Source organism: Ensifer sp. LC384 (genome assembly GCF_001695865.1).
Classification (GTDB): domain Bacteria; phylum Pseudomonadota; class Alphaproteobacteria; order Rhizobiales; family Rhizobiaceae; genus Ensifer.
In genome coordinates, this window is record NZ_MBST01000089.1 from 70,161 (window position 1) to 96,316 (window position 26,156).

A 26,156-nucleotide genomic window follows, 5' to 3' on the forward strand; every position below is an offset into this window, starting at 1 on the left:
CATGTCCTGGCCGCATGAAAGACCTTCGCAAAAACGATTCCGCTTCGCCGGGATATGGGCTAGAGAAGCGCCATGCGTGCGATCACCTACTTCTGCAAGACCGTCCATTTCCCCGACAAGCCTGAGAAGAAGCGCTTCTTTGCGCGGCTTCAAAGCGGCGAGTGGGAGCCGTGCACATTTCAGAACATCGAGCGGCTGGTCGACGGCAACACGACCTTTGTCGATATCGGTGGTTGGATAGGCGTCACACCCTATTGGGCGGCACAGATTGCCGACAATGTCATTACCGTCGAGCCCGATCCTGTTTGCTTCGGCATCCTCAAGGAAATGGAGCCGCAGAATGAGGGGGACGTCGCACTGATCAATGCGGCACTTTCGGAGGATGAGGTCCTGGTGCTGAATTCAGTCGGCGGCGGATTTGGCAGTTCAGAAACCTCGGCGCTGATCGCCGACGACACGGGGCAGGCGATCAAGGCGAAAACGATCACGATTGCCGAGCTGCAGTCGATGGCGCGAACCGACAAGCTGTGCTTCAAGATCGATATCGAGGGCTATGAATACCGTGCCCTGACCCAGTTCCGGGGTATCGACCGCACACGGACGACGGGTGTTTTGCTCGCCGTTCATCCACAGATCCTATTTGCGTCGCTGAGTGGGCCGGCAATCGTCAGGGCGTTTCGTACCCTCGTTGCGACCTTCGGGCTCGTGCGCAGCTTCCGTGGCTTTCGCCTCGATAATCCGTCGGCGATATGGAGTGCGCTAAAGAAATCCATCGTGCGGCGCGAATTCCGCGGTTTCGATCTGCTCTTTGTTGCGAAGGCCCGCGAGCGGTAACATCACCCGCCAAAAAGCAACAGTCTCCGGCTTTTTCAAGCACGAGTGTCGGCGATGTATGCCTTACCGGAGCAGGAAAGTCGCGGCGATCCGCCCATTAACCATGTCTGGAGCTTGGTTAATTCTTGGTTTAAGAATATTACTTCTGGTGGTATAAAGTTTCAGGTTTCCATTTTATTCATTGGTTTTTCTGCTGTGCCATGAAAGCGGTCAGATGTCCTGGATGTATTTTGTCGGCGTAACCTATTGTATGGCTGCGCTTTTCCTATTGGCGATGACCTATTTGGAGGGCCTGCAGGCGCACGCGTCTTGGAATGCCTATCGTGTCGCCGGCATTGTGATCTGTATTTTCTGGCCGGTTCTTATTTTCTATCTAGTGTTTAAAATTGTAACAAAAAGAAACGTTCCGCAAGAATGAAGTTATTTCTCGTTGCGCCGGATGACATATCTTCACTCTCTCCCAGAGAATTTACCATACAACCACAAAATGCCGGCGGTTAACCCATGAGTCCTTCATGCGGATTATGTTTCGGTTGTGATTGGCCCGTGTGAAAGTTCTGAACATGTGTGGTTTTGGCGGCTATTTCGGTTCGGTCCGGGAAGCAGAAGCCCTTCTCAAGAGGATGGTGACCGCGATCGCGCACCGCGGCCCGGACGAGCGCGGGACATTCGTGGCGCCGGAAGCTGGCCTCGGTCACGTCCGGCTGTCGATTGTCGGGCTCGGCGACGGCCAGCAGCCAATGTCCGACGCGACGGGCGACCTGACCATCGTCTTCAACGGCGAGATCTTCAATTATGTCGAACTGCGCGAGGAACTGCGCACCAAGGGGCGGCATTTCCGAACCTCGAGCGACACCGAAGTCATCCTTCACCTCTATGACGAGATGGGAGAGGATTGCCTGTCCGTCCTCAACGGTGATTTCTCCTTTGCGATCCGGGACGCCCGCCGCAACCGGATGATGCTCGCCCGTGACCGCATGGGCGTGCGTCCGTTGTTCTATGCGACCCAAGGCGAAACACTCTATTTCGCATCCGAAATCAAGGCACTGCTCCAGGTTCCCGGCATCGCGGCAGAGATCGATCCGGTCGCGCTCGACCAGATTTTCACGCTCTGGGCCCCGATCGCGCCGCGAACCGGCTTTCGCGATATCTATGAGTTGGAGCCGGCGAGCTTTATGATCGCCGAGCGGGGCCGCCAGACGATCAGGCCCTATTGGCGTCTCGACTATCCGGACCGCGAGGCGACTTCACGCTTCGTCAACGAAGGTGATGCCGCTGAAGAATTGTGGGCGCTTCTGAGCGATGCGACGCGAATCCGCATGCGGGCCGACGTTCCGGTCGGCTCCTACCTGTCGGGAGGTCTTGATTCCTCCATTGTCGCGGCGCTCGCAGCGGGCATGGCACCGCAAGGGTTGCGCACGTTCTCGGTCACCTTCGACAGCGCCGAGCACGACGAAAGCGCCTACCAGATGCAGATGGCTGCGGCCCTCGGCACGCAGCACAGCGCAGTCGCCTGCCGTGCCGGCGATATCGCCAGGGTCTTCCCGGAGGTCGTGCGCTTTGCTGAAAGGCCGATCATCAGGACGGCGCCGGCGCCGCTCTATCAGCTCTCGGGCCTGGTACGCGAACAAGGCCTCAAGGTGGTGCTGACCGGCGAGGGGGCTGACGAGGTCTTTGCCGGCTACGATATTTTCAAGGAGGCGCGTGTACGTCGGTTCTGCGGGCGGCAACCCGGCTCGCGCATTCGCCCGCATCTGTTCCGCAAGCTCTATCCCTACCTGCCGGGCCTGCAGCAGCAGTCGGCGGAATACCTTGCCGCCTTTTTCGGGGCCGGCGACGCGCCGCTCGACGATCCGCTGTTCTCCCATCGTCCACGCTTCAAGAGCACGGCGGCGACGAAGATATTCTTCTCGCCCGATCTGCGCGCCAGCCTTGCCGGCTACGATGCGGCAGAGGAACTAGCAAGCCGTCTGCCTCAGGATTTCGCCCGCTGGCACGCTTTACACCAGGCTCAGTATCTCGAGGGTCGATTCCTTCTGCCAGGCTATATTCTTTCGAGCCAGGGCGATCGCATGGCGATGGCGCATGGCATTGAAGGGCGTTTCCCGTTCCTCGATCACCGACTGGTCGAGTTTGCTGCCGGACTGCCGCCGGAGATGAAGCTCAAGGGTCTGGTGGAAAAGCACATCCTGCGCGAAGCGACCAAGGACCTGATGCCGGAGCCGATCGGCAAGCGCACCAAGCAACCCTATCGCGCACCCGACAGCCTTTCGTTCACCGGTGTCGGCGAACTCGATTACGTCCGCGAGGCGATGAACGAAGACCGCATTTCCACGGATGGCCTCTTCAACCCGAGGGCCGTCGCGAAACTCTACGAAAAGTGCCAGTCCCAGCCGGTTTCCGGCTTCCGCGACAATGCGGCGTTCGTCGGGATTCTGTCGACGCAGCTATGGTTGAAGACATTCACCGGTACGAGCATCCATACGGCCGAGGCGGCCTGAACGACTGAGGAAAGGAAAACACATGACGGAAACGATCAAGGACAAGGTCAGGGCCTTTGTCATCGAGAACTTCCTGTTCGGCGACACATCCTACGATCTTGCCGACACGGCATCGCTGATCGAGAACGATATCATCGACTCCACCGGCGTGCTGGAGTTGGTCGCCTTCATCGAGGATCACTACGGCATCGCCATGGCGGACGCAGACATCGTGCCGGCGAACCTGGATTCGCTCGCCCGCATCTCGGCTTTCATCGAGGCCAAAGCCGGCGCGACGGTAACGGCGTAAACGACAACGGGCGAGGTCCAAGCAGATGCGGTTCGAGCAATTCCTTATCGGCAACGCCGCGGCGTATGCGGCGAAAACGGCATTGATCACCGACCGCAAGCGGCTGCGGTATGACGAACTCGATCGGCTTTCGAGCCGCCTGGCCGCCTCGCTTTCCAGGAGCGGCGTCAAGCGCAATGATCGCGTGCTGGTGTTCATGGATAATTGCTGGGAGGCCGCGGTATCGATCTTTGCCGTACTCAAGGCAGGCGCGACTTTCAGCCCGATCAATTCTTCGACCAAGGCGGACAAGCTGGCCTACATCATCGGTGATTGCGAGGCGGCCGCCATCCTCACGCAGGCAAAACTGATGCCGGTCGTGACCGAAGCCCGCGCGCTTGCTGCCGATGCGGACCTGTTCGTTGCTTCGACAGCGGCGCCGAACGGCCAGGTGCCCGCGGGCGCCACCGCATTCGACGCATGCCTGGAAGGCGATGCGGAGCCGGTTGTCCACGGTGGTATCGATCTCGATCTCGCCATGCTGATCTATACCTCCGGTTCCACCGGACGCCCGAAGGGCGTGATGATGACACATCGCAACATCGATGCGGCCTCCGAATCGATCACGACCTATCTGCGTAACCAGCACGACGACGTCATCCTCAATGTCCTGCCGCTCGCCTTCGATTACGGCCTCTATCAGCTGCTTATGGCCATAAGGCTCGGAGCGACGCTGGTGCTCGAAAAGTCCTTCGCGTTTCCGCATGCGATCTTCGAGCGCATTCGCGAGGAGGGCGTCACCGGATTTCCGCTCGTTCCGACGATGGCAGCGATGATCCTGCAGATGCGTGATCTCGAGCCGGGCTTCCTTCCGAGCCTTCGCTACCTCTCCAACACCGCCGCAGCGCTGCCGCCAGCACATATCGCCCGGCTGAGGGAGCTCTTTTCCGGCGCCCGGCTCTATTCCATGTACGGGCTGACCGAATGCAAGCGCTGCACCTACCTGCCGCCTGAGGAACTCGACCGTCGCCCGGGTTCGGTCGGCATCGCCATCCCGAACACCGAGGCTTTTGTGGTGGATGATGAAGGCAAGCGCGTGCCGCCCGGCGTGCCAGGCGAACTCGTCATCCGCGGCCCGCATGTCATGCAGGGCTATTGGCGCAACGATGCATCCACACAACGCATGCTTCGGCCGGGACCGCATCCGTGGGAAAAAGTGCTTTACACCGGCGATCTGTTTCAGACCGACGCGGAGGGCTTCCTCTATTTCGTCGGGCGCAAGGACGACATCATCAAGACCCGCGGCGAGAAGGTTGCGCCGAAGGAAGTCGAGACGGTCCTGCATTCCCATCCAGGCATTGCGGAAGCCGTCGTGGTTGGTGTGCCCGACCCGGTTCTCGGCCACGCGATCGCCGCACTTGTTGTGCGCTCGGACCACACGCTCAGCGACAAGGACATCATCCGTCATTGCTCGCGCCATCTGGAGGACTTCATGGTCCCGAAGGTTGTCGAATTTCGCACCGAGTTGCCGAAGACGGACACGGGTAAGGTTAGCCGCAGGCTTGCGGCCGAGACAATGGAGCCTGCAGAATGAACATTCGCCCGACCCATGAAGCGGCTGCGTTTTCGGCCGAAACGCTTGATATCGACCATGCGGCTGAAACCGACAGCATCGTGGCAGGGCTGCGTGAGCAGCTGCGTGGAATGAAGAAGCGCGGCCTCGTGCTAGGTCTTTCCGGCGGCATCGATTCCAGCGTGTCGGTTGCCCTGGCTGTGCGAGCTGTGGGCGCGAAGAACGTCTTTTGTCTCTTCATGCCCGAAAACGACAGTGACCCGGAAAGCCTGAGGCTCGGCCGTCTGGTGGCTGAAACCTTTGGCGTCGATGCCGTGGTCGAGGATATCGGGCCGACATTGCAGGCAATGGGCTGCTACGAGCGTCGCGACGCCTTCATCCGCCAGCTTGTTCCTGCCTACGGCGAGGGCTGGGCATCGAAGATCGTGATCGCCAACGCGCTCGAAGGCGAGGGCTACAACATCTCGTCATTGGTGGTTCAGGATCCACAGGGCAAGCAGACGAAGCTGCGCATGCCGCCTGCCGTCTATCTCGGCATCGTTGCCGCCACCAACATGAAGCAGCGGACGCGCAAGCAGATCGAATATTATCACGCCGACCGGCTGAATTTCGCGGTGCTCGGCACACCCAACCGGCTTGAATACGACCAGGGCTTCTTCGTGAAGAACGGCGATGGTGCCGCCGACGTCAAGCCGATCGCGCATCTCTACAAATCGCAGGTCTACGCGCTGGCGGCCTATCTCGGCATTCCCGAGGAAATCCGCCGCCGTCCACCGACGACGGATACCTATTCGCTGGAGCAGACGCAGGAAGAGTTCTATTTCTCGCTGCCCTACGACCGCATGGATCTCTGCCTTTATGGCCTCAACAACGGACTGGCGATCGAGGCGGTTGCGCAGGCTGCGGGCCTGACGACCACGCAGGTCGATCGCGTCTGGGCGGACATTTCCGCCAAACGCAAGGCGACGCGCTACCTTCATCTCGGACCGCAGCTCGTCCAGACCGTTGAGGAGATTGCTGACTGATGGGCATAGGGCGCGATGGCCAGTCCGGCCGCATCGGTCAGTCGAAGCGGCCGCCCATAAGTCGGCTCCAATGTTCGCCGGCTAACCCGTTTATGAACCCTTGCGAATGGCGGAACGCCTGAACGAGTTCGTCGTCGCGCGAGTGGACCACGGTTGACGCCATGTGCACAAAGGCGATGCGGCGACCGAGCATGGCCTCAAGGAGAGCTGGCTGCGTCCGCCCGCGCAGACCCGCGACACCGCGCGCGGCTGCGTGGTCGATCAAACAATCGATGACGGGGCCGGCCTGTCCGGGAAGGGCGAGGATCTGCAGCACGCGGCCGATATCGCCGGAGCGAGAGTGATAGGCAAAGGCGCCGACGACGGTTCCGGTCCGTGCGGTAACGGATGCGAAGATTGCGTCACCCTGATCAGGTTTTTGCACAGCGTCTGCGAGGATGTTGTCGAGCTGCCCTTCCGCCCAATCCGGGCGCAAAGGGAACTGGGCAGTGAGCGGACCGACAAGATCGGCGAAACCGCTTCTGTCGATTTCCCCAACGCGAAAATTTGCCTGGCCGGTTCCGCTTTCGGGGACGGCCGACCAGCGCCGCTCCCCGCGACCCATCCTGTTGCGATAGAAACGATCAAACGCATGCGCGAGCGGATTGATCAGCCGCGCGAGCTTGATCCGGTGCTCGGCGACGCTGAGCGTGAATGTCGATGGCCGGATGACACGCACCCAATCGAGACTGTATTGCGGCAGTACGATACCGCGAAGTTTCGTCCACATCTGCGTCGATACTTCGCTTGCGGTCTCGCTGAACGACAGATCCTGTGGACCCGCGAGGAAGGCCTTCAGCAACCGTGCACCCGCCATCGGATCGCTTTCACGATCCTCGGCCATAAGAGAGCCGCATATGGCGGCTCGCAACCGACGACCGTTAAACGTCATCGGCAGCGCGTTCACGCCAACGAAACCGGAGATGCGGCCGTCGCCGTTGACGTGGACGAGGGGCCGAATCTCGCGATCGCAGCCAGGTGCGTCCAGATAGAGCTGGCGCATATAGTCTACGAGCGCAGCTGGCGGCTCCGTCTGATCTTTGCAGAAGACCCTCTGGAACATTCCAGCGATCGCTGGAATGTCTGCGGGTTCAAGGGGGCGGATGCTACTCATCTTTCTTCGTTCCCGGCATCCGCCGCAACGGATGCTTGAGTGACAAGTTTCCTGACGATGGCGACGCGTGGTTTGCCGTCCGCATCGGTGGCGAACGCGACAGGTTCGTAGGCCCTGGTGCGAGCGAGAAGAGCGGATGCCTGTCGGTCCTGGCCGGCGCCGAACTCGAAGAGCAGCCAGCCGCCGGGCTTCAGCAGCGCCACGGCATCTCGGATGAGACGCTGATGGATGGAGATGCCGTAGGGGCCGCCATCGAACGCTTCGCGCGGCTCGGCCTCGAGCAGGTGGGCGCTGTCACCTTCGAGCCGGGATGTGGAGATATAGGGCGGGTTGCAGACGATCATATCAACCGCGCCCTCGAGATGGTCGTCGGCCAGGGCATCAAACAGATCGCCTTGCCGTATGGTAACGCGGTCGGCGACCTTCAAGCGTGCGACATTGCGTCGGGCAAGGGCAACGGTGCTGTCGGTCAAGTCCGCCGCGAAGACCCGGGCGGACGCAACATCGGTCGCGATCCCAAGCGCGAGGTTTCCGGAGCCACAGCACATGTCGATGACAGTTGCACCGGCTGGCCGGTCGTGCAGTATTCTGGAAGCAGTGCGTCCAAGCAGCTCTGTTTCCTCTCTTGGCACCAAGACATCAGGCGCCAGTTCGAGGTTGACGTCCATGAACCGATGCAGGCGCAGCACAATGCTGTCGGGCTGGTCGTCCGGAAGAGGGGTATTGTTCTGCGGCACGGCCTCTCCTTCATCGGTCGATGGATCGCTGCGGGGGTTACGCTACCCCAATCAGGTAAACGGAAGCTAAAATGCAATTGAGGCGCGTGTGTTAACCGCGCAATCATTTCTGCGTGCTAACTTTTGCGACGATCGGAAACGGGGGCGCTGATCCAGCCCTTCCGGCAGAAGACGCGCATTTCGTCGGATTGTTGTCAGAGGCAGATCGGGATGGCATCGGAAGGTCTCAGAGAACCGCGCGCGCACAAGCCGTTCCTGTCGATGATCGTGTCCTATGCTGCTTCGGGCGGCAGCCTCATCATCGGATCTGCAGCCCAGCTTCTGACTTTCGCGATCCTCGCGCGCTGGCTCGGCGTCCATGAGTTCAGCGTCTTCGTGGCAATTACCGCCGTTGCCAACATTGCCGTGCATCTCTGCGGATTGGGGGCGATGGAGTGCCTCGTGCGCCGCGTGGCGCGCGACCGGAGCATGTATTCCCACATGCTCGGGCACAACATCATACTGACGGCCACCAGCGGCATCGTTCTGGTTCTGCTTGGTGCGATCACGCTTCCGTTCTTCTTCACTCTTTCCGCCGATCCGGTCACCAACATGGTCGTGATCACGCTGATGCTGACCACCAACGTCGTCTTTGTGCGGATTATTGTTTTGGCGGAGCAGATCTTTCTCGCTCACTCCAATTTTGCATCCGCCAACAAGGTTGTCGTCGGTTTCGCGATTGCCCGCACCATCGCCGCTGCGCTCGCCTGCATCGTCTTCGGCGTGGCGACCGTCGCCTCCTGGGCCGTCTGGCAGTTCGTGTGCCATGTGCTTGTGGCCATCGGCTGCTGGTATGCCGTCAAGGGCCTTGGCCGGCCAACCTATGGCATCGTTCGGGAAGAGCTGCCGCAGGGGCTCTATTTCAGCGTGCCCTTCATTCTGCGCGCGGTGCGCCAGAATGCCGACTTGCTCGTCCTGAGCCTTGTCGCCACAGCGGAAGTGATGTCGAGCTACAGCGTCGCACGGCGCATGCTGGAAAGCAGCTATCTCTCGGTCGAGGCGCTGAACCGGTTGATCTACCCAGGTTCGGCCAAGGCGACGGCCTCCGGCTTGCACCACGCCTTCGAGCGGGTGCGCAAGGTGCTCGTTGCTGCCACATCGATCAGCATCGCGGCGGCGATCGCGGTCTTCGCGCTTGCGCCGGTGCTCCCCTATCTCTTCGGCAAGGACTATGTCTCGCTGGTTTCCTTCGTCCGGATTCTTTGCTGGGTCGTCGTACCCATCGCCATGTGGTCGGTTGCCATGGAGGCGCTTGGCGCATCCGGGCATCACCCGGCACGCGCCTCGGTGATGGGGCTTGGCAGCGTGCTCGGCGCAGCCTTGACGGCGTGGGCGACCTGGTATGCGCCGCCTGCGGGCACGTTCATCTCCTTCTATGTGATCGAGATCGCGATGGTCATCGTTTCCTGGAGTGTCTTCCTGCGCTTCGTCCGGCGCGACAGAGAGGGAGCGATTGAGGACGTAGTCCCGACGAGGATGGCACATGAAGGCTGAGCTGAGGGAACTGGAAACTGCCGCATCCATTGGGCGTCGCATGCCGCATCCGGGCAGCGTGAGACCCATGGAGCGGGGCGATATCCCTGCGGTCAGCCGGCTCTTCAGCAAGATTTTCCGCAAGCACGACATCGAACCAGGCGATGATCTCCGGCAGTATCTTGAAGCGACCTTCTTCGGCAGTCCGCTCTACTCTCCCGAGCATGGCAGTATCGTCTATGATGACGGCGACGGCACCATCGCGAGCGCTATTCTGGCGCTGCCGATGGAATTCTCGATCCACGGTCGCCGTACCGTCGGCAAGCTTCTCTGCGCATTCATGTCCGACGGCAAGGCGGGCGCCGTTGGTGCGGCATGTCTCGCTCGTGCGATGCGCGCCGCGCGCCAGGACATGTGCTTCTCGGATAATTCGTCGCCGGTGAGTGCTGACCATTGGGTTGCCGGAGGCGGGGTCGTGCTTCCGATACAAAGCCTGGAGTGGCAGCGATCGTTTCGACCAGTTACCAGCGGCGCCATTCGTGCCAGCAGGCAGTTTCCGGCATTGGGTTCGAGGATGCTCCTCGGGGTCCTTGGCGCAGTCGATAGGGTTCTGCGCCGGCGAAGACCATCTGTGAAGCCCGCCCCGGCTTCAGGATGCACCACGACGGTGATTGGGGCGGGCGAATTTATCGGGTGTGCCCGACCAATGATGGAGCGGTTTTCGGTAAGGCCCGTTTGGTCGACCGAAGAGTTCGATTGGCTTGTCGGGATCGCGGCGAAGAACCAAAGCCTCGGTGACGTGCATTTCCGCCAGGTGACGGCGGATGGAACAGCAATTGGCGTTTTCGTCTTTCTTGGCAAGACAAACAGGACTGCGACGGTCCTGAATGTGCTTTGCCAACCCGGTCGGGAATTTGAAGTGACGGCCGAAATGTTTGCCTGCCTCGACCGCGAAGGTTACGCCCAGGCTGTCGGCGCTGCGCAACCCTTTCTGATGAACGCGATATCGCGCCAGCGTTGGCTGACGTTCCGCCACCGCGGATATTTCTGCATGGTGACGCGCCATGGCGATCTCAAGGAAGCGGCATTGCGCAACGACCTCTATATCGGCGGCCTGGCATCCGAAAGCTGGAGCCGGTTGCTGACGGACTTCTGAGCGTTAAGGTAAACGGCTACCTGGCCGATTAACGGAATTTTCACCGTACAACTCTAATCCTTCTTTGGAGATACGAGACGCGCGAGCCGGCGATTTTTGCGTCTTGAAGCGGGCGTGAGGAATGCGGATGTATAGGCCGAACGAGCCCCGACAACAAAGGTCGGCTGAGCCAGTGCACAGTCAGCGTGCGATGGTCGGCCGTGGCTCGCTGCTCAACTTTCTGCCGTCTGAAGACGAGGACGCGCCCGCTCTTTTTGAGGAAAAGCAAGCGTCGCGAAGAGATCCGGATGTCCGGCGTCCGCAGCCGGTTCCCCAGGCGCAAGCAGAGACGGAGCCGACGCCGCATGTCGGTGGCGCGTTCTTCCCCCGGCTGCACCTCGTCAGCAAGATCGGAGTAGACGACGTTCTTCGCTGGCTGCGCGACGGCATGTTCTGGATAATCGCCGCAGTCACGATCTGCACATTTGCGGCCCTGGTCTATGCGATGACCGCGTCACCTCGATACACCGTGTACACCGATATCGTCGTCGACCCGTCCAATCTCAATGTGGTCAGCGACGATGTTTTTACAACCAATCCGCAGCGTGATGCGCAACTGTTGGAGGTGGAGAGCAAGCTCAGGATACTGACGTCACGCAATGTGCTGGCGCGGGTGATCGACGAATTGCAGCTCACGCGCGATCCCGAGTTCGTCAAGCCGGCGTCGTTCGCTTCACTGCGCAATCTGTTCTCTTCGAAGCAGGAACAGCAGGTCAACAACGAGCTTGCAGCCATGCGCGCGCTTTCGGAGCGCGTGGAGGCACGACGGGAGGAACGCTCCTTCGTCGTCGTCATGAAGGTTTGGAGCGAGGAGCCGGCAAAGGCCGTGACCCTCTCGAATGCAATCGTCGACGCTTTCGAGCAGGAACTGTTTCAGTCGGCGGCAGAAAGTGCCGGGCGTGTCGCCAAGAACCTGAATGCTCGGCTGGACGAATTGCGCCGCAACGTGACCGATGCCGAACGGGCGGTGGAAGATTTCCGCAGGGTCAATGGCCTGCAATCGACCAATGGTCAACTGGTGAGCAATCAGCTTTCCGGCGAACTGAACACCCAGGTCCTGGGCGCACAGCAGCGCTTCATCCAGGCGGAGACGCGCTACAGTCAGATGAGTGCGGCAATCGCTCAAGGGAGAACGGCCAGCGCGTCGGAGTTCGAGTCCGAAAACATGACGAACCTGCGCGAGCAGTACAACATGCTCCAGCAACAGATCGCTTCGATGCAGCGGACTTTCGGCGAGCGGCATCCCCGCCTGGTGGCCGCCAGATCCGAGCGTACGACCCTTGAGGGAGCGCTTGCCGACGAGGCTCGACGCATTCTGGAGCGCGCCAAGGCGGACATGGATCGCGAGGAGCAGGCGCTCGTGGCTCTGCGCGGCAAGGCAAATACCGAGAAATCAAACGTCTTCACTGACAACGAGGCCCAGGTTCAGCTGCGCGATCTCGAGCGTGACGCCCGCGCCAAGGCGGCGATTTACGAAACGCATCTCGCGCGCGCCCAGCAGATTACCGAACGCCAGCAGATCGACACGACCAATGTGCGCGTGATCTCGCGCGCCTTGCCGCCCAACGCACGCACGTGGCCGCCACGTACGGTGATCCTGTTGATCGCCGGCGGTATGCTCGGCCTTTTTCTCGGCGTGTCGGCAGCGATCGCCCTCGGCCTGTGGAGATATATTCGCCGCCCGCAGCCGGCGACCGCCTGACGGGAGCGCGCCAATGACCAGCGCCTCCTATGCCGAAACCAATGCCGCCGACACGCTGCGGCTACGCGTCGGCACCCTGCTGTTCATGGCGATGTTTCTGTTCTTCTGGATATCGATCAACCCTTTCGTCGACCTGACCGGGGCAGCAGTGCTCGATCCGTCGGCCGGCAATTCCAACCGCCTGAACCAAATCGTTTCCCTGCTGCTGTTCGCGGGCATGCTTGGCTATGGCCTGTGCCACCCGATGCGAAACATCATCCTGCAGCCGCGTCCGCTGCTGGCCGTGCTGTTCGCCTGGTTCCTGTTCGTATCGGTGATCTCGGCCTACCCAATGCTTGGGATCAAGGGCACCGTTCTCGCCGTCATGGTGACGGTCAATGCGAGCATCTACCTCCTGTTGCCCGCCAGCGAGCGACATTTCGCCAAGATGCTGGGCGTCGGCACGCTCATCATGCTCGGCGTTGCCTACTACGGCATCGCCTTCAAGCCGGCGCTCTCCATCCACCAGGCGTCCGAACTGCGCGAGCCGATGAATGCGGGTCTCTGGCGCGGCCATTTCCCGCACAAGAACAGTGCTGCGGCCGCCATGGTGATCGCGGCCTTCTTCGGACTTTTCGTCATGAATACCTGGTCGCGATTGGCCGGGATAGCCATTGTGCTCCTGTCGTTCAACTTCCTCATCCACACCGGCGGCAAGACGTCGACCGCGATGCTTCCGACGATCCTGCTGCTCGCCTGGATATTCGAGAAGTTCCGTTTCTTGCGCATTCCTATCGTCATCGGTGGTGTCGGGCTGTTCAACCTGTTCGCGGTCGGATCTGCCGTGTTCACGCCGCTAAGCGAATTAATAACCGAGCTTGGCATTGATGCGACGTTCACCAATCGGGCGGATATCTGGCGTTTCGCGTTCACAGCGCTCGCCGAGCAGCCTATCACCGGCTACGGCTTCAAGGCTTTCTGGCAAACGGCGGAGCTGGTCCATAGCGGCGGCGCGATCGAGACCTGGGCGGTGGCTGCCGCCAACGGCCACAACTCCTATCTCGATATTGCCTTGATGACCGGCTTTCCCGGGCTGCTGTTGACGGTGTTGTGGATCCTCGTCCTGCCGCTGCGCAACATTGCACGCATGGCACCGGCCGAGGAGCACTCGCATCTCACGCGGCTTTTTACGCGCGTCTGGCTCTACACGATCTTCAATGCCGGACTTGAGAGCTTGTTTTACGAGGGCGGTAACCTGCTTTGGTTCACCTTCCTGTTTTCACTCTACGGTTTGCATCTGCAGGCGCGGGCGGTCCTAGCCTTGCCGTCGCAGTCCGCCGAAAAAGGGGGCGTTGCCTATGCCTGAGCTTCTGCAAAAGGTTGATGGCCTGGTCGACCGGCTGGCAAATCGCCTGATCTGGCGCTTTGCTCCGAAGAAGCTCGACGTCAGGACAGACGTTCCGCTCGTTTCCTTTACCTTCGACGACGTGCCCGACAGCGCGCTGCATCAGGGTGCCGAGATCCTCGAACGGTACGGCGTTCGCGGTACATTCTATATTGCCGGAGGGCTCGAAGGACGGGTCGAGCCGGATCGGACCTTGATCACGGCTGCGGGTTGCGAGGCGCTCTCCAGGCGTGAGCACGAAGTCGGTTGCCACACTTTCAGCCACAGCAAGATAAGGCGCTTGACCGGAGGCGCGCTTGCGCAAGACCTCGAGCGAAATGCGGACTATCTCGCGCGCAGCGGGGTTGGCGAGCCGGCAAGGAACTTTGCCTTTCCCTACAACGCCGCCTGGCCGATGGCGCGCAAGGAATTGGGGCGGCGCTATCGCACCTGCCGGGCGGCAGGGGAAGCGATCAACCGCGGTGCGGTCGATCCGCTGATGCTGAAGGCGGTTGAGATCCGCCAGCCTGAGCAGCACGCCTTTGCACTGACGCGCTGGATCGATGCTCTCGTCGCGCAGCCGGGATGGCTGGTCTTTTTCACGCACGACATCGCGCCGCGTCCCACGCCCTATGGCTGCACGCCAGAGACGTTCGAACATCTCGTGCGTTACGCGGTCGAGAAACGATGCACGGTCCTGCCTGTCGACAAGGCGCTCGATCGGCTTGGCGGATGAGGAGAACGATGTGTCCAACACGGTAGCCGCCGGCAAGCGACTTCTCGCCATCAACAACTACTTCTATCGCCGTGGCGGCGCTGAGGCGGTCTTCTTCGACCATATGAAGATGTTTACCGACATCGGCTGGGATGTCGTGCCTTTTGCCATGGAGCACGAGGACAACGAACGCTCTGCCTGGTCAGACTATTTCGTGTCCGAGATCGAATTTGGCCGCCAAACGAGTTTTCTGCGAAAAGTGGAGCAGGCGGCAAGCGTGATCTATTCGCGCGAGGCGCAGCGTAACATCTCCAAGCTGATCGACCGTGCGCGTCCGTCCGTTGCCCACGCGCACAATGTCTACCATCACCTGTCGCCGGCGATCTTTTCGACGCTGAAGACAGCCGGCGTGCCAGTCGTGATGACGGCTCATGACCTCAAGCTTGCCTGTCCTTCCTACAAGATGCTGCGCGACGGCAAGATCTGCGAGGACTGTCGCGGTGGGCGGGTCTACAACGTCCTGCGCCATCGCTGCGTCAAGGGCTCGCCGATATTGAGCGGTGTTGTCCTGGCAGAAACGGTACTGCATCGTGCGCTGGGGCTCTATCGAAACAAGGTTGATCGTATCGTCGTTCCGAGCCAGTTCTACGTGGAAAAGCTCGTCGAGTGGGGCTGGGCACGGGAGCAGATGGTGCACATTCCAAATTTCGTTGATGTGGACGATTACCGCAGCGCCTGGGACGAGGGCGATTATTTCGTTTTCGCAGGGCGACTTGCGCCCGAGAAGGGCATTGCCACCCTGATCAAGGCGGTGGCGCTCTCGAAACAGCGGCTGGTCGTTGCCGGTGCTGGCCCCGAAGAGGCGTCGTTGCGGCAGCTCGCCAGCGCGCTCGATGCCGACGTGACGTTCACCGGTTATCTCTCGGGCGAGAGCCTGCACGGTTTGATCGGGTCATCCAGGGCGCTCGTCCTGCCGTCTGAATGGTACGAAAACGCACCCATCAGCCTGTTGGAGGCATACGCTCTGGGGCGGCCGGTGGTCGGTTCAGCCATCGGGGGCATTCCGGAAATGATCCGGGTCGGAGAAACGGGCGCGACGGCGGCGTCCGGAGACGCCGAGGATCTGGCACGAGCGCTGACCGACATCGCCGCTCTTGGATCTGCCGCGCGGGCCGGGATGGGCGCGGCAGGCAGGGCGTGGATATCCAGGGATTTCTCCGCCGATGTTTATCGGGACAGAACGCTTGATCTTTACGCAACGTTTGGAGCCGTATAGTTCGGCGGATTTCATCCTTGCGATATTAACCAACAACTGAATATATACTTACTATGACATTAATTCCGTTCGTTTGTTGGCCTGTTCATTCGATATTTAATGATTAATTTACGGATTTGTTAAGTATTGTTAACGTAAAAGGCAGCGGGTGCGCAATCCTTGAGGCCACGCCATGGGCAGAAAGTCAGGAGTCTCGCAAGTTGATCGTCGGCAACAGCCGTCGATCTCTTCTGAGATTGTACAATCTGGAGTATTGGAAGGCGTCGACGGAAAGGGCGGTGCTGCCCAGCGTGGAGTCTATCTCGTGGACAGTCATCGCGAGCTGACAGGTAAAGATCGACGGCTGGGCGCGCGAGCGGCACGACGGCGCGTGATGATGCTGGGCCTGCGCGGAATTCCGGATGTGCAGGGCGGCATCGAAAAGCATGTCGAGATCCTTGCCGGCAAGCTTACGAAGCATGGCTGGGACGTCGACGTCATCGGGCGTCGTCGATATCTTCCCGCATCGGTTCCCTTTAGCTGGAACGGCATTCGCGTCTTCCCGTTCTGGGCGCCTCGCCGGATGGCGCTGGAAGCCATCGTTCACACGTTCATCGGCGTTTGCTACGCGGGCTGGCGGCGTCCTGACGTGCTGCATATCCATGCGATAGGGCCGGCGCTTTTCGTGCCGCTTGCAAGAATGCTCGGACTGACGGTGGTCGTCACCCATCACGGCTATGATTACGACCGGCAAAAATGGGGTGCCCTTGCCAAGAGTATGTTGAAACTCGGCGAACTCCTGGGCATGCGCTTTGCAAGCGGGCGGATCGCCATTTCAAAGGATATCGCCGATACCATGGGCGCGCGGCACAACGTGTCCATGTCCCTTGTGCCCAATGGGGTGTCGGTTTCGGCGGCCAACGGCGAGACGGGAATTCTTGCCGAGTTCGGCCTTGCGCCACGGCGTTACATCCTGCTTGCCGCGCGCATCGTGCCCGAGAAGCGCCAGCTCGATCTGATCCGCGCCTATGCCAAATGCTCCAATCCGGAGTTCCGGTTGGTGCTCGCCGGCGGTGCTGAATTCGAGACCTCATACACGGAAGAGGTGAGAAGGCTGGCAAGCGATGTTGGCGGTGTCGTTCTGACGGGCTTCCAGTCTGGTGACCGGCTGGCGGAGCTTTTTGCCAATGCGGCACTATTCGTTCTGCCTTCCAGCCATGAGGGCATGCCGATCGCATTGCTGGAGGCCATGGCCTATGGTCTGCCGGTTCTCGCCAGCGATATCGTTGCCAATCGCGAGCTTGGCCTTGCCGGCGAGGAATATTTCCCGCTTGGCGACGTGGAGGCACTGTCATCGGCGATGACGGCCAAGCTGGCCAATCCTCCCAGTGAAAGCGAGATGCGCGCCCGTGCCGCCTGCGCCGAAGCCGCCTACAGCTGGACAAGCGTGGCGGAAAAGACCGTGGCGGTGTATAGCGCGTTGGTGGCAAAATAAATCGCGCGCAATTGCGCGATCTCCCTGTTGCCGACGGATGACGATTGCCGTGTTACGTGCGGTGCGGAGAGACAAGCAAAGTATGAATATCAAGCGCACCGCCGGCCTGCTTGCATGGCTCATATTCGCCGTAATCGCCTATTCGACGCTCTCGCCGCTCGATCTGCGCCCGCGCATGGGCACGTTCGTGCATGTCGAGCGCTTCGGTGCGTTCGGGTTGATGGGCCTGCTGTTCGCGATCGGTTACTCAAGGCGCATCGTTCTTGTGCTTTGCCTCGTCTTCGCAACCGCGGTCGGCTTCGAACTGCTGCAGATGGTGCTGGCGGATCGCCATGCGCGGATCGAGGATCTCGTCGTCAAACTGCTCGGCGGCGCCTGCGGCGTGGCTTCGGGTTCAATACTGATCCGTTATCGGTCACGTCTGCTGCAATTGCTGGGGCAAATAAACCAAAACTCAAAGTATCAGGGGTAGAACGGGCTGCGCCGGGACGCTTGGTTAGACGTCCCGGTGATTTTGGAGGCTCGCTTGGCAGTATCCGTCATCATCAAGACGCTGAACGAAGAGAAGCGAATAGAGGCCACGATTGAAAGCGCGCTTGCAGCGCTTGGCGAGACAGGTGGCGAAGTCATCATTGCCGACAGCGGCTCGTCCGACCGGACGGTCGAGATCGCTTCGCAATACCCCGTGGTCATCGCTCAGATCAGTCCGCCGGCGCGACCGAGCTGCGGCATCGGCCCGCAACTCGGCTTTCAGTATTCCAAAGGCGACCATATTTGCCTGCTCGACGGCGACATGCTGCTCGATGGTGATTTTCTCGACGTCGCCGTGGCGTTTCTCGCCGACAATCCCTCGGTTGCGGGTGTTACCGGCCATGTGCAGGAGATGTTGACGTCCAATCTCGAATTTTCGCGGCGCGTCAAACGCAACTCACCGGAAAACCGGATCGGGTCGATCGACCGGATGAACGGCGGCGGGCTTTACCGGCGCGATGCGATCGAGGCGGTCGGTTACCTCTCCGATCGCAATCTCCATGGATACGAGGAATTCGATCTCGGCATCCGGTTGCGAAGCGCCGGGTGGGGATTGCATCGCCTTGACCGCCGTTTCGTCCAGCACTTCGGCCACACCGTCAATTCCTATCGTCTTCTGGTTCGACGCTGGAAGAGCAAATATCTCTTCGGTATCGGCGAACTTCTGCGCGCCTCCGTTGGCCGGCCCTATTTCTTCCAGCTTGTGCGCGAGCTGCCCGAGCTGAAGCTTTGGTGCCTCGTCTACCTCTGGTGGGCGCTTTCGTTCTGCGTGCTCTTGTTCTCGCCCAGCCTGACAGTCGGCTTGGGCATCGTCACCGCTGCGCTGGCCGGTGTCATCGTGCTGATGAGTTTTCGCAAGGGCAGCTTGAACATGGGGCTCTACACGGTCGTCGCCTGGTTCTTCCATGCCGCTGCATTGCCCGTCGGCTTTTTCAGGCGGCGGCGAAAGCCGGAGGCCCCGATCGAGAGCAAGTTGCTTGGAGCGGCAGCGTGATGCATCAGCGGGTCCTTGGGGCGGCGCTGGTGCTTGCGGTGATGTGCCTGCCTGCAAGCGCCTCGGATCAATGGGCTCCGGTGAAGGAGATCTCGCTCGAATTGCGCCCAGGCAGCCCGCTCGATTTCTCGTCGATCCTGCCGAACGCCCCGATCGATGACGATCATAGGCTGGTTGCCGGCAAGGAAGGGCGCCTTGCCTATGCGAAAGCGCCGGATACGCCGGTCAGGATGTTGTGCGCCTCGCTCGCCTGGAGCCCCGCGTCCGGCGGCTTCCCCGATCACGAAGGCGCAGATCGTTACGCGCGCCAGCTGGCGATGCATGGCTACAATATCGCACGCCTGCATTTCGTCGACGCAAGTCTGATGTTTGGGCGTGATCGGGATTTCGATTTCGATGCGGAAACGCTCGACCGGATCCAGTATCTGCTTGCGGCTCTGAAGCGCAACGGCATCCATTGGATCATCGATGGTCTGTCGTCGCCGCGTGGCGCCTATGGCGGTTTCGACGATCGCTGGGAAACGGGCGGCGATGTGAAACTCATGCTTCACCTGGACGACCGGACCTTTGAGCATTGGAGGCGGTTGCAACAGGCGATCCTCGGGCGCGTGAATCCTTACACGGGCGAAGCTCCGATCCATGACGAAGCTCTTGCGCTGGTTATTCTCGCCAATGAGAATGGCCTGGAGTTCGAAGCGGTGGTCCACGACCGGCCGGGCCGGGCCCCCTATGACGAGAGGTTGGCTGGGCAGCTCAATCTCTGGCTGAAGAAGCGTTACGGCACAACGGCGAACCTGGCGAAGGTGTGGGGCGCGCTCGATGCCGGGGAAGAGCTTGAAACAGGCGGGATCAGGTTGCCACTGGATCGCTATAACGACAGCCCGCGTCTGCGCGATCTGCAGGCGTTCTTCGTCGAAACCGAGCGTGCCTCCACCGCGCGCATGAGCAAGGTTCTGCGCGACCTCGGCTACAAGGGCCTGATCAGCAACTACAACAATTGGCCGTCGAGCCAGATGGGTCTCAGCAGGCGCGACCTCGAGGTCGTTACGGCGAACACTTACCACGATTGGGTTGGCGGCTACGCGCCAGGCAGTGAACTTCTGCAAACCAGTTCAATCGCCGATGGCGTCAACTATATCAGGATGATCGCAGCATCGCGCTGGCTCGGAAAACCATTCGTTGTCAGCGAATACGATCACCTGTTCTGGAACCGCTACCGTTACGAGGCTGGCCTGGCCATGCCGGCCTATGCTGCCCTTCAGGGCTGGGACGCTCTTTGCCGCCATGGTCACGGGCCGATCGCGCTCGCCTATGGGGAGCCGTTTCCCCACAAGCGGGCGATGCTGCCCTACGCGATTGCGCTCGATCCGGTCGCCCGCGCGGGCGAGACCTTGGCCGCCTTGCTCTATCGCCGTGGCGATGTTGCGACCTCTGACGTGACGATCCCCTTTTCCGTGCGCGGCGACGAGGATCTGACCGATGATATGCAGGCGCGCGAGCCGGAGTCTCTGACCGATCTTGCCCTGGTCGGCCGTATCGGCCTGGGCCGAGCCGAGCCATTGGGCGATGCGATCGCAATCGCCCAGCCGCGGCGGGAAAGCAGCGACAATGTACTGGCGCTGCTGCGGGCGAGCGGCACGTTGATGCCAGACAATGGAACGACGGTCGATGCCGGCATCTATCAAAGCAGCACCGGTGAAATTCTCCTCGATCGGTTCGCCGGCCAGTTGCGCGTTAAGACACCGGCGACGGAAGCGATGGCGTTTGCGTCCCTGCGCGAGCCGGTCGACCTCGGCATGCTGCGGATCGAGCACGCCGACGGCAATGGTCTTGTCGCGCTGTCGGTGCTGGATCCGCGCGCAACCTTGTCCGACGGCCGGCGTTTCCTGTTAATCTTTGCAACCGACGCCCAGAATACGGACATGGCGTTCCGTGACAGCGAAGAGAAGGTCATCGAGAGTTTTGGGCGGTTGCCGGTGCTGATCCGGCGGGGGTATGTCGATCTCTCCCTGTCTCGGACGGCTGCAAGGTGGCGCATTTCTCCGGTGGGGCTTGACGGGACAGTTCACCCACCGATGGCCGATGGTGTCGGCGCCGTCGCATTTCGCCTGAGCAACGATGCCCCGTCCGGCCCGACGACCTACTTCCTGCTGGAACTTGAGTAAGCCTCAGCACTGGAATGCGGCTCAGCGGATCAATGATTGGCCATGATCTCCGCCTATAATCATCCTTTCAAACCAAGGGAGGATGCGATGAGAACTTGGGAAGCAATGCACCCCGGCGCGCGCTGGATAACGCCTGAAACGGACTTGCGCACGGTGGCAAGGATCATGCGTGACGAAGACATCGGCGCTCTGCCGGTCGGCGAAAACGATCGCCTTATCGGCATGGTGACGGACAGGGATATTGCAGTGCGGGCGTGGGCGAACGGCCACGATGCCGCGTCGCTGACCGCGCGCGACGTCATGACGAAGGATATCGTCTACTGCCGCACGAGCGAAACGCTCGAGGACGCCGTTCGCCTGATGGAGGCCAAGAAGATACGGCGCCTGCCGGTGATCGATGACGAAAAACGTATGGTCGGTATGTTGTCGCTGGGCGATATCTCCCATGCGAGCAGCCGTGAACTGACGACCGGATTGGTCAAGGCCGTAACCGCACATCACGCATGAAATGCGACCGCTGGCTTACTGCATGTTTCCTTAAATCCCATCCGATTTAAGGACAAAAACATGCAGAAATTCAAAGTGCTACAGCGCCGCGCGTCTGCTAAGACGCGCGGCGCTGTAGGGTGTTCCCCTCGCTGCGTCACGGCGGCGGGGGGAAGGACTTTGTCTGCCAACGCGTCACCGCTGACGAAAGCGTCAGAAGCGGTAGGTGATGCCTGTGCCGATCAGCCAGGGATCGAGCTTGACCTTGCCTGGCACTGTGCCTGCGCCCGGCAGGGTCGCGTTGACCTCCGGTTCGAGGAACAGTTTCTTCACGTCGAAGTTGATGCCCCAGTGATCGTCGAGCTTGATGTCGACGCCGGCCTGCAGCGCAACGCCGAACGTGTTCTTGAGGTTGAAGCTGGAGAAATCTCCCTTGGCCTTTTCATTGTAGAAAATGGTGTAGTTCACGCCGGCGCCGACATAGGGCTTGATCGTGTCGGTGAGATTGACGTGGTACTGCAGCGTCAGCGTCGGCGGCAGCAGCCAGGCCTTGCCGATCTCGCCGAGACCGGCGATCGAGCCGCTGCCCCTTGCCGTGTGAGGGGTCGTGCCCAGGATCAGTTCGGCCGCAAGATTGTCGGTGAAGAAGTAGGTGATATCGAGTTCGGGCACGACGGAATTGCTGACGCCGACCTTTTCGCCGTCGAGCGACGTGCCGTTCAGCTGCAGCGATGCCTTGTCCTCTGGCAGGACGGCGAGCGCGCGGGCGCGGATCATCCATGGGCTCTGCTCGCTTGCGGCCGGCAGCGCAGGGGCGGGTTCGCTCGGTGCGGTCAGGTCTGCAGCCCGAGCCGCGGTGACCGGGGCCGCCAGCAAGACGAGCGTGGCGGCGGTTGGCAGGATGGAGCGAGTAAACATGATTCCGGACCCCCAGAAGAAGTTAAAAATTGCCATTCAGGGCATGCGGCGGCAGTGAATCTGCGGCCGGCGGCACTATGGGCAACTCCGCTCGACGAGGGGTTGTTCTAGATCAAGGTGGTTTGCCAGCTGGTGGGGTGGCCGCCGCCGCGAGATTCGCGCGTGGCGAATGCTAACGGCTCCAAACGCTCAAGCCGGCATGCGTGGAATGCTGGCAAGCAACCGCTGGGTATAGGAATGCTGTGGCGCCGCCAGGATATCGCGCGTCTTGCCGCTCTCGACCACCTGTCCCTTTTCGAGGATGACCATCTCCTCGCAAAGCGATGCGACGACGCCGAGGTCGTGTGACACGAACACCAGCGTCAGCGTTGCCGACAAAGTCTTGAACAGTTCGACGATGCGGATGCGGGTCGAAAGGTCGAGAGCGCTGACGGCTTCATCGGCAAGAATGATCTGTGGACGGGCGACGATCGCGCGCGCGATGGCGATGCGCTGGCGCTGGCCGCCGGAAAATTCATGCGGGTATCGCTCCATGGCGTCGAGGGGCAGGCCCACTGCCTCCAGCGCCTGTACCACCGCATCCTTCCGCGGTCCGGCGATGCGCAGCGATTGCAGCGGCTCGGCGATGATGTCGAGCACCTTCTGGCGAGGATCGAGCGACGAGTAGGGATCCTGGAAGACCGGCTGTACCGAACGCCGGTAGCGGCGCATGAACGCGCCGTCGGCCGGATCGAGCACTTCGTCGCCGAAGCGGATTGTGCCGCTGGTGGGCCGTTCGAGGCCGAGCAGCAGTCGCAGCAGCGTCGTCTTGCCCGAACCGGACTCGCCGACCAAGCCGACGCTGGCGCCGGCGCGCACGTTGAACGAAACGTCTGATAAAACCTTGCCGTGACGGGAATAGCCGAAGTTCACATTCTGCAGGTCCAGCGTCATGATCCCGTCCGTCCAAGGGCCTCGTCGAACATGCGTGCGGCGTCGACGAGCGTCTGCGTATAGTCGTGCGACGGGTTGGCGAACACGTCGATAACGGCGCCTTCTTCAAGGGCTATGCCGTCGCGCAACACCATCACGCGCTGCACCACTTCGGCAACAACAGGCAGGTCATGGCTGATGAAGAGCAGAGCCATTCCCGTTTCGCGCACCAGCCCATCGAGCAGCTTGAGGATTTCGGCCTGCGTGGTGACGTCGAGAGCCGTCGTCGGCTCGTCGGCGATCAGAAGTTTTGGGCGGCAGGCGAGCGCCATCGCGATCGCCACGCGCTGGCGCTGGCCGCCCGACACCTCGTGCGGATAGGCGTTGGCGATGCGCTCCGGCTGCGGCAGGGCGACCTTGTCGAGCAGATCCAGCACTTCGCGGCCAACCGCCTGACGCGACGGGCGGCCCTGTTCACGCTGAAGCCTGCGGCGGACCGGCTCGGCAATCTGCTTGCCGATTTTCATCAGCGGATCAAGCGCTGTCAGCGGCTCCTGGAAGACGACGGCGGTCGCGACCCCGCGCAGCCGGTTCAAGTGCTTGTCTTCAGTCCCAACGATTTCCTGGCCATCGAGCACGATCGAGCCGGTCACAGAAATGTTCGCCGGCAACAGGCCGGTAATGGCCATCGCGGTCATGGACTTGCCCGAACCGGATTCGCCGATCAGCCCCATCCGCTCACCGGAGCCGATGGAGAACGACAGGTCCGAAACCAACGTCTTGCCGCCGGCGCGCACAGTCAGGCCCTGGACGGAAAGCAAGGCGCTCATCGTGATCTCCCGCGTGTCGGATCGCCGACATCCCGCAGCCCGTCGGCAAATAGGTTCATGCCGATGACCAGTGCGACCAGGGCAATGCCGGGCGCAATCGCGCCGACGGGGGCCGTATAGACCGTGCCCTGGGCTTCCTGCAGCAACCTGCCCCAGGACGCGTTCGGCGGCGGTGCGCCCAGGCCGAGATAGGAAAGCGACGCCTCCGCGATCACGGCCAGGCCGAATTGCAGTGCGAAGTTGACCGAGAGCGTCGGCCATATATTGGGCAGCACATGCCATACGACCACACCTAGCCACGAGGTGCCGGAGGTCCGGGATGCGATGATATAGTCCTGGCGCAGCACCCGCTTGGCAAGGATGCGCGTCAAGCGGGCGACAATGGCCGAGATCGCCAGGCCGAGCGCCAGGATCGCCGACCACAGGCTGGCGCTGTCGCTGGCTGCGACCACCAGCATTGCCAGCAGCAGCGTCGGAAACGCGATCAGGATATCGAGGGTGGCGGCCATCACATCGTCGAGCAGGCGCGTCGCAAAAGCGGCGAGTATACCGAGCGTCACGCCGATCGAGGCGCCGATCGCAACCGCGCCGGTACCGACGATCAACGCGGTGCGCGCGCCGATCATGATTTGCGTCAGGTAGTCTCGGCCGAGCCGATCCGTTCCGACCCAGTGCAGCCATGACGGCGCTTCGAGCCGACCGCCGGAGGCATTGAGCGGATCGTAGGGTGTCCAGAACAGGGTGAGGAGTGCGACAACAACGTTGAGGCCGACGAGGGCGAGCCCGATGGAAAGCGACAGCGAATGTCTGCGGGCCGGTCGATCCGCCGAAAGGTCCAGCGCGGTCATGGCGCAGCTCCTGTCGCCCGTTCGCGCAAGCGGGGATCGATCAGCCGCTGAACCAGATCGGCGGCAAAGCCGATCAGCAGCACCAGCAGGGTTGAGATGAACAACACGCCCTGGACATTGGGATAGTCGCGCTGCTCGATTGCCAACAGCAACATCGAGCCAAGGCCGGGCAGGGCGAATACACGTTCTACCACGACTGCGCCAAGAAGTGTCGTCGCAAGCTCGATGCCCAGGATCGAAACGATCGGCACGGCGCCGTTGCGAATGCCATGTCGGATCAGCGCCTGCGAGAAGCTGGCGCCGAGCGCGCGGGCGGTTCGCAGGTAGTCGCTGCCGAGAACGTCCTGTGTCGCGGATCTGATGTAGCGGATCAGCGAGGCGGCCATGACCAGCCCGATCGTCAGGACCGGCAGTGCTAGGGCATAGAGTACCTGACCCTCGTTCTGCCAGCCGCGACGGGGATAACCGCCCGACGGAAACAGCCGAAGATTGACCGCAAAGACGGTGACAAGCAGGATTCCCACCCAGAAGACCGGGATGGCGATGCCGAGCTGCGACACGGTCGAAATGGCCGCACCGTACCAGCGATTGGCCTTGACCGCCGACAGGATGCCGAGCGGAACGGCAATGGCGATCGCAAGCGCAAAGCCCAGCAGCGCCAGCGGCACCGTTACGGTCAGGCGGGCGGCGATTTCCTCGACAACGGGCTTGCCGCTGACGAAGGATGTTCCGAGATCGAAGCGGGCGAGATTGCCGACGAAGCGCAGGAACTGCTCCCAGAGCGGCAGGTTGGAGCCGACCTGTTCGCGCGCTGCCTCGATCTGTTGCTGATCGGCGCCAACGGAAAGCAAGGCGTTCGCCGGGTCTCCGGGCAAAAGGCGCAGCAGCACAAACAGCACCACCGCGGCGATCAGCAGCGACAGGATCAGAATGGCGAAGCGGCGCAGAATATAGGCGAAAATGGTGGGCTTCCTTTTATCCGACGGGCGTAACACCCGGGCCCGGAGCGCTGGCTTTTGCACATAATCAACCGGGAGGCTACTGCATAATCCCCTAAATCGTCATCGGTTTCAGCGGAAATTATGCAGCACGTTCCGAGCGCTACAGCGCCTTGGTGCGGCGCACCTCGCCCGCGGCGCTGTTT

23 protein-coding genes are annotated in these 26,156 nt (G+C 61.2%); 16 read left to right on the plus strand and 7 right to left on the minus strand.

What is annotated here, in order from left to right; genetic code table 11:
• Positions 1–72: 72 nt before the first annotated feature.
• From BC363_RS32240 to nadE, 5 genes are all read left to right on the plus strand, one after another.
• Positions 73–834, plus strand: a complete 762-nt coding sequence (locus BC363_RS32240) for an FkbM family methyltransferase (RefSeq protein WP_065784249.1) — start codon at positions 73–75, stop codon at positions 832–834.
• Positions 835–1,397: 563 nt separating this feature from the next.
• A complete protein-coding gene (gene asnB / locus BC363_RS32250) occupies positions 1,398–3,335 on the plus strand; it encodes an asparagine synthase (glutamine-hydrolyzing) (protein ID WP_065784251.1) in 1,938 nt (645 codons plus the stop codon).
• A gap of 22 nt (positions 3,336–3,357) precedes the next feature.
• A complete protein-coding gene (locus tag BC363_RS32255; RefSeq protein WP_065784252.1) occupies positions 3,358–3,624 on the plus strand; it encodes an acyl carrier protein in 267 nt (88 codons plus the stop codon).
• A gap of 25 nt (positions 3,625–3,649) precedes the next feature.
• Positions 3,650–5,197 (plus strand): class I adenylate-forming enzyme family protein, encoded by a 1,548-nt coding sequence (locus tag BC363_RS32260; RefSeq protein WP_065784253.1) that lies wholly within the window; start codon positions 3,650–3,652, stop codon positions 5,195–5,197.
• On the plus strand, positions 5,194–6,201 hold the full coding sequence (gene nadE / locus BC363_RS32265; RefSeq protein WP_065784254.1) for an NAD(+) synthase: 1,008 nt from the start codon (positions 5,194–5,196) through the stop codon (positions 6,199–6,201). Before BC363_RS32260 ends, nadE begins: the two co-directional genes overlap by 4 nt.
• A gap of 37 nt (positions 6,202–6,238) precedes the next feature.
• On the opposite strand, the gene BC363_RS32270 is transcribed toward nadE, so the two are convergent.
• Both BC363_RS32270 and BC363_RS32275 read right to left on the minus strand, forming a co-directional pair.
• Positions 6,239–7,354 (minus strand): hypothetical protein, encoded by a 1,116-nt coding sequence (locus BC363_RS32270; protein ID WP_065784255.1) that lies wholly within the window; start codon positions 7,352–7,354, stop codon positions 6,239–6,241.
• Positions 7,351–8,022, minus strand: a complete 672-nt coding sequence (locus BC363_RS32275; protein ID WP_139110227.1) for a HemK/PrmC family methyltransferase — start codon at positions 8,020–8,022, stop codon at positions 7,351–7,353. Before BC363_RS32275 ends, BC363_RS32270 begins: the two co-directional genes overlap by 4 nt.
• A 279-nt stretch (positions 8,023–8,301) precedes the next feature.
• On the opposite strand from BC363_RS32275, the gene BC363_RS32280 reads away from it, so the two are divergent.
• From BC363_RS32280 to BC363_RS32330, 11 genes are all read left to right on the plus strand, one after another.
• Positions 8,302–9,624: a lipopolysaccharide biosynthesis protein gene (locus BC363_RS32280; RefSeq protein ID WP_065784257.1), complete on the plus strand. Its 1,323-nt coding sequence runs from the start codon at positions 8,302–8,304 to the stop codon at positions 9,622–9,624.
• 40 nt (positions 9,625–9,664) lie between these two features.
• A complete protein-coding gene (locus BC363_RS32285) occupies positions 9,665–10,759 on the plus strand; it encodes a GNAT family N-acetyltransferase (protein WP_141690531.1) in 1,095 nt (364 codons plus the stop codon).
• Positions 10,760–10,949: 190 nt separating this feature from the next.
• Complete coding sequence (locus tag BC363_RS32290; RefSeq protein WP_244519996.1) at positions 10,950–12,500, plus strand: GumC family protein; 1,551 nt, start codon at positions 10,950–10,952, stop codon at positions 12,498–12,500.
• 13 nt (positions 12,501–12,513) lie between these two features.
• Entirely contained in the window at positions 12,514–13,845 is a 1,332-nt protein-coding gene (locus tag BC363_RS32295; protein ID WP_065784260.1) for an O-antigen ligase, read from the plus strand.
• On the plus strand, positions 13,838–14,599 hold the full coding sequence (locus tag BC363_RS32300; protein WP_065784261.1) for a polysaccharide deacetylase family protein: 762 nt from the start codon (positions 13,838–13,840) through the stop codon (positions 14,597–14,599). Before BC363_RS32295 ends, BC363_RS32300 begins: the two co-directional genes overlap by 8 nt.
• Positions 14,600–14,609: 10 nt before the next feature.
• Positions 14,610–15,854: a glycosyltransferase family 4 protein gene (locus BC363_RS32305; RefSeq protein WP_065784262.1), complete on the plus strand. Its 1,245-nt coding sequence runs from the start codon at positions 14,610–14,612 to the stop codon at positions 15,852–15,854.
• A 373-nt stretch (positions 15,855–16,227) separates the two neighbouring features.
• A complete protein-coding gene (locus tag BC363_RS32310) occupies positions 16,228–17,328 on the plus strand; it encodes a glycosyltransferase family 4 protein (RefSeq protein WP_244519997.1) in 1,101 nt (366 codons plus the stop codon).
• Between the two features lie 37 nt (positions 17,329–17,365).
• Positions 17,366–17,800: a VanZ family protein gene (locus tag BC363_RS32315; RefSeq protein WP_244512931.1), complete on the plus strand. Its 435-nt coding sequence runs from the start codon at positions 17,366–17,368 to the stop codon at positions 17,798–17,800.
• A 54-nt stretch (positions 17,801–17,854) separates the two neighbouring features.
• The gene (locus tag BC363_RS32320) at positions 17,855–18,853 is read left to right on the plus strand and encodes a glycosyltransferase (RefSeq protein WP_065784264.1); all 999 of its coding nucleotides are present in this window, start codon (positions 17,855–17,857) and stop codon (positions 18,851–18,853) included.
• Positions 18,853–21,018 carry a glycoside hydrolase gene (locus tag BC363_RS32325; RefSeq protein ID WP_065784265.1) on the plus strand — a complete coding sequence of 722 codons (2,166 nt, stop codon included), beginning with the start codon at positions 18,853–18,855 and terminating at the stop codon, positions 21,016–21,018. Before BC363_RS32320 ends, BC363_RS32325 begins: the two co-directional genes overlap by 1 nt.
• A gap of 87 nt (positions 21,019–21,105) precedes the next feature.
• The gene (locus BC363_RS32330; RefSeq protein ID WP_065784266.1) at positions 21,106–21,525 is read left to right on the plus strand and encodes a CBS domain-containing protein; all 420 of its coding nucleotides are present in this window, start codon (positions 21,106–21,108) and stop codon (positions 21,523–21,525) included.
• 192 nt (positions 21,526–21,717) lie between these two features.
• Here BC363_RS32330 and BC363_RS32335 read toward each other — a convergent pair whose 3' ends face one another.
• The 5 genes from BC363_RS32335 to BC363_RS32355 form a co-directional block, all read right to left on the minus strand.
• Positions 21,718–22,422: an OmpW family protein gene (locus tag BC363_RS32335; RefSeq protein WP_065784267.1), complete on the minus strand. Its 705-nt coding sequence runs from the start codon at positions 22,420–22,422 to the stop codon at positions 21,718–21,720.
• 189 nt (positions 22,423–22,611) lie between these two features.
• Positions 22,612–23,355 (minus strand): ATP-binding cassette domain-containing protein, encoded by a 744-nt coding sequence (locus tag BC363_RS32340; protein ID WP_065784268.1) that lies wholly within the window; start codon positions 23,353–23,355, stop codon positions 22,612–22,614.
• A complete protein-coding gene (locus tag BC363_RS32345; RefSeq protein WP_065784269.1) occupies positions 23,352–24,164 on the minus strand; it encodes an ABC transporter ATP-binding protein in 813 nt (270 codons plus the stop codon). The genes BC363_RS32340 and BC363_RS32345 overlap by 4 nt, the downstream gene beginning before the upstream one ends.
• On the minus strand, positions 24,161–25,012 hold the full coding sequence (locus tag BC363_RS32350; RefSeq protein ID WP_065784270.1) for an ABC transporter permease: 852 nt from the start codon (positions 25,010–25,012) through the stop codon (positions 24,161–24,163). The genes BC363_RS32345 and BC363_RS32350 overlap by 4 nt, the downstream gene beginning before the upstream one ends.
• Positions 25,009–25,962, minus strand: coding sequence for an ABC transporter permease (locus BC363_RS32355; protein WP_065784406.1), 954 nt, complete (start codon positions 25,960–25,962; stop codon positions 25,009–25,011). The genes BC363_RS32350 and BC363_RS32355 overlap by 4 nt, the downstream gene beginning before the upstream one ends.
• Positions 25,963–26,156: the final 194 nt, after the last annotated feature.

Excerpts from the sequence above, each read along its gene's own strand:
- BC363_RS32240 (WP_065784249.1), top strand. The coding sequence starts at position 73 with ATGCGTGCGATCACCTACTTCTGCAAGACCGTCCATTTCCCCGACAAG.
- asnB (WP_065784251.1), top strand. The coding sequence starts at position 1,398 with ATGTGTGGTTTTGGCGGCTATTTCGGTTCGGTCCGGGAAGCAGAAGCC.
- BC363_RS32255 (WP_065784252.1), top strand. The coding sequence starts at position 3,358 with ATGACGGAAACGATCAAGGACAAGGTCAGGGCCTTTGTCATCGAGAAC.
- BC363_RS32260 (WP_065784253.1), top strand. The coding sequence starts at position 3,650 with ATGCGGTTCGAGCAATTCCTTATCGGCAACGCCGCGGCGTATGCGGCG.
- nadE (WP_065784254.1), top strand. The coding sequence starts at position 5,194 with ATGAACATTCGCCCGACCCATGAAGCGGCTGCGTTTTCGGCCGAAACG.
- BC363_RS32270 (WP_065784255.1), bottom strand. The coding sequence starts at position 7,354 with ATGAGTAGCATCCGCCCCCTTGAACCCGCAGACATTCCAGCGATCGCT.
- BC363_RS32275 (WP_139110227.1), bottom strand. The coding sequence starts at position 8,022 with ATGGACGTCAACCTCGAACTGGCGCCTGATGTCTTGGTGCCAAGAGAG.
- BC363_RS32280 (WP_065784257.1), top strand. The coding sequence starts at position 8,302 with ATGGCATCGGAAGGTCTCAGAGAACCGCGCGCGCACAAGCCGTTCCTG.
- BC363_RS32285 (WP_141690531.1), top strand. The coding sequence starts at position 9,665 with ATGCCGCATCCGGGCAGCGTGAGACCCATGGAGCGGGGCGATATCCCT.
- BC363_RS32290 (WP_244519996.1), top strand. The coding sequence starts at position 10,950 with ATGGTCGGCCGTGGCTCGCTGCTCAACTTTCTGCCGTCTGAAGACGAG.
- BC363_RS32295 (WP_065784260.1), top strand. The coding sequence starts at position 12,514 with ATGACCAGCGCCTCCTATGCCGAAACCAATGCCGCCGACACGCTGCGG.
- BC363_RS32300 (WP_065784261.1), top strand. The coding sequence starts at position 13,838 with ATGCCTGAGCTTCTGCAAAAGGTTGATGGCCTGGTCGACCGGCTGGCA.
- BC363_RS32310 (WP_244519997.1), top strand. The coding sequence starts at position 16,228 with ATGATGCTGGGCCTGCGCGGAATTCCGGATGTGCAGGGCGGCATCGAA.
- BC363_RS32315 (WP_244512931.1), top strand. The coding sequence starts at position 17,366 with ATGACGATTGCCGTGTTACGTGCGGTGCGGAGAGACAAGCAAAGTATG.
- BC363_RS32325 (WP_065784265.1), top strand. The coding sequence starts at position 18,853 with ATGCATCAGCGGGTCCTTGGGGCGGCGCTGGTGCTTGCGGTGATGTGC.
- BC363_RS32330 (WP_065784266.1), top strand. The coding sequence starts at position 21,106 with ATGAGAACTTGGGAAGCAATGCACCCCGGCGCGCGCTGGATAACGCCT.
- BC363_RS32335 (WP_065784267.1), bottom strand. The coding sequence starts at position 22,422 with ATGTTTACTCGCTCCATCCTGCCAACCGCCGCCACGCTCGTCTTGCTG.
- BC363_RS32340 (WP_065784268.1), bottom strand. The coding sequence starts at position 23,355 with ATGACGCTGGACCTGCAGAATGTGAACTTCGGCTATTCCCGTCACGGC.
- BC363_RS32345 (WP_065784269.1), bottom strand. The coding sequence starts at position 24,164 with ATGAGCGCCTTGCTTTCCGTCCAGGGCCTGACTGTGCGCGCCGGCGGC.
- BC363_RS32350 (WP_065784270.1), bottom strand. The coding sequence starts at position 25,012 with ATGACCGCGCTGGACCTTTCGGCGGATCGACCGGCCCGCAGACATTCG.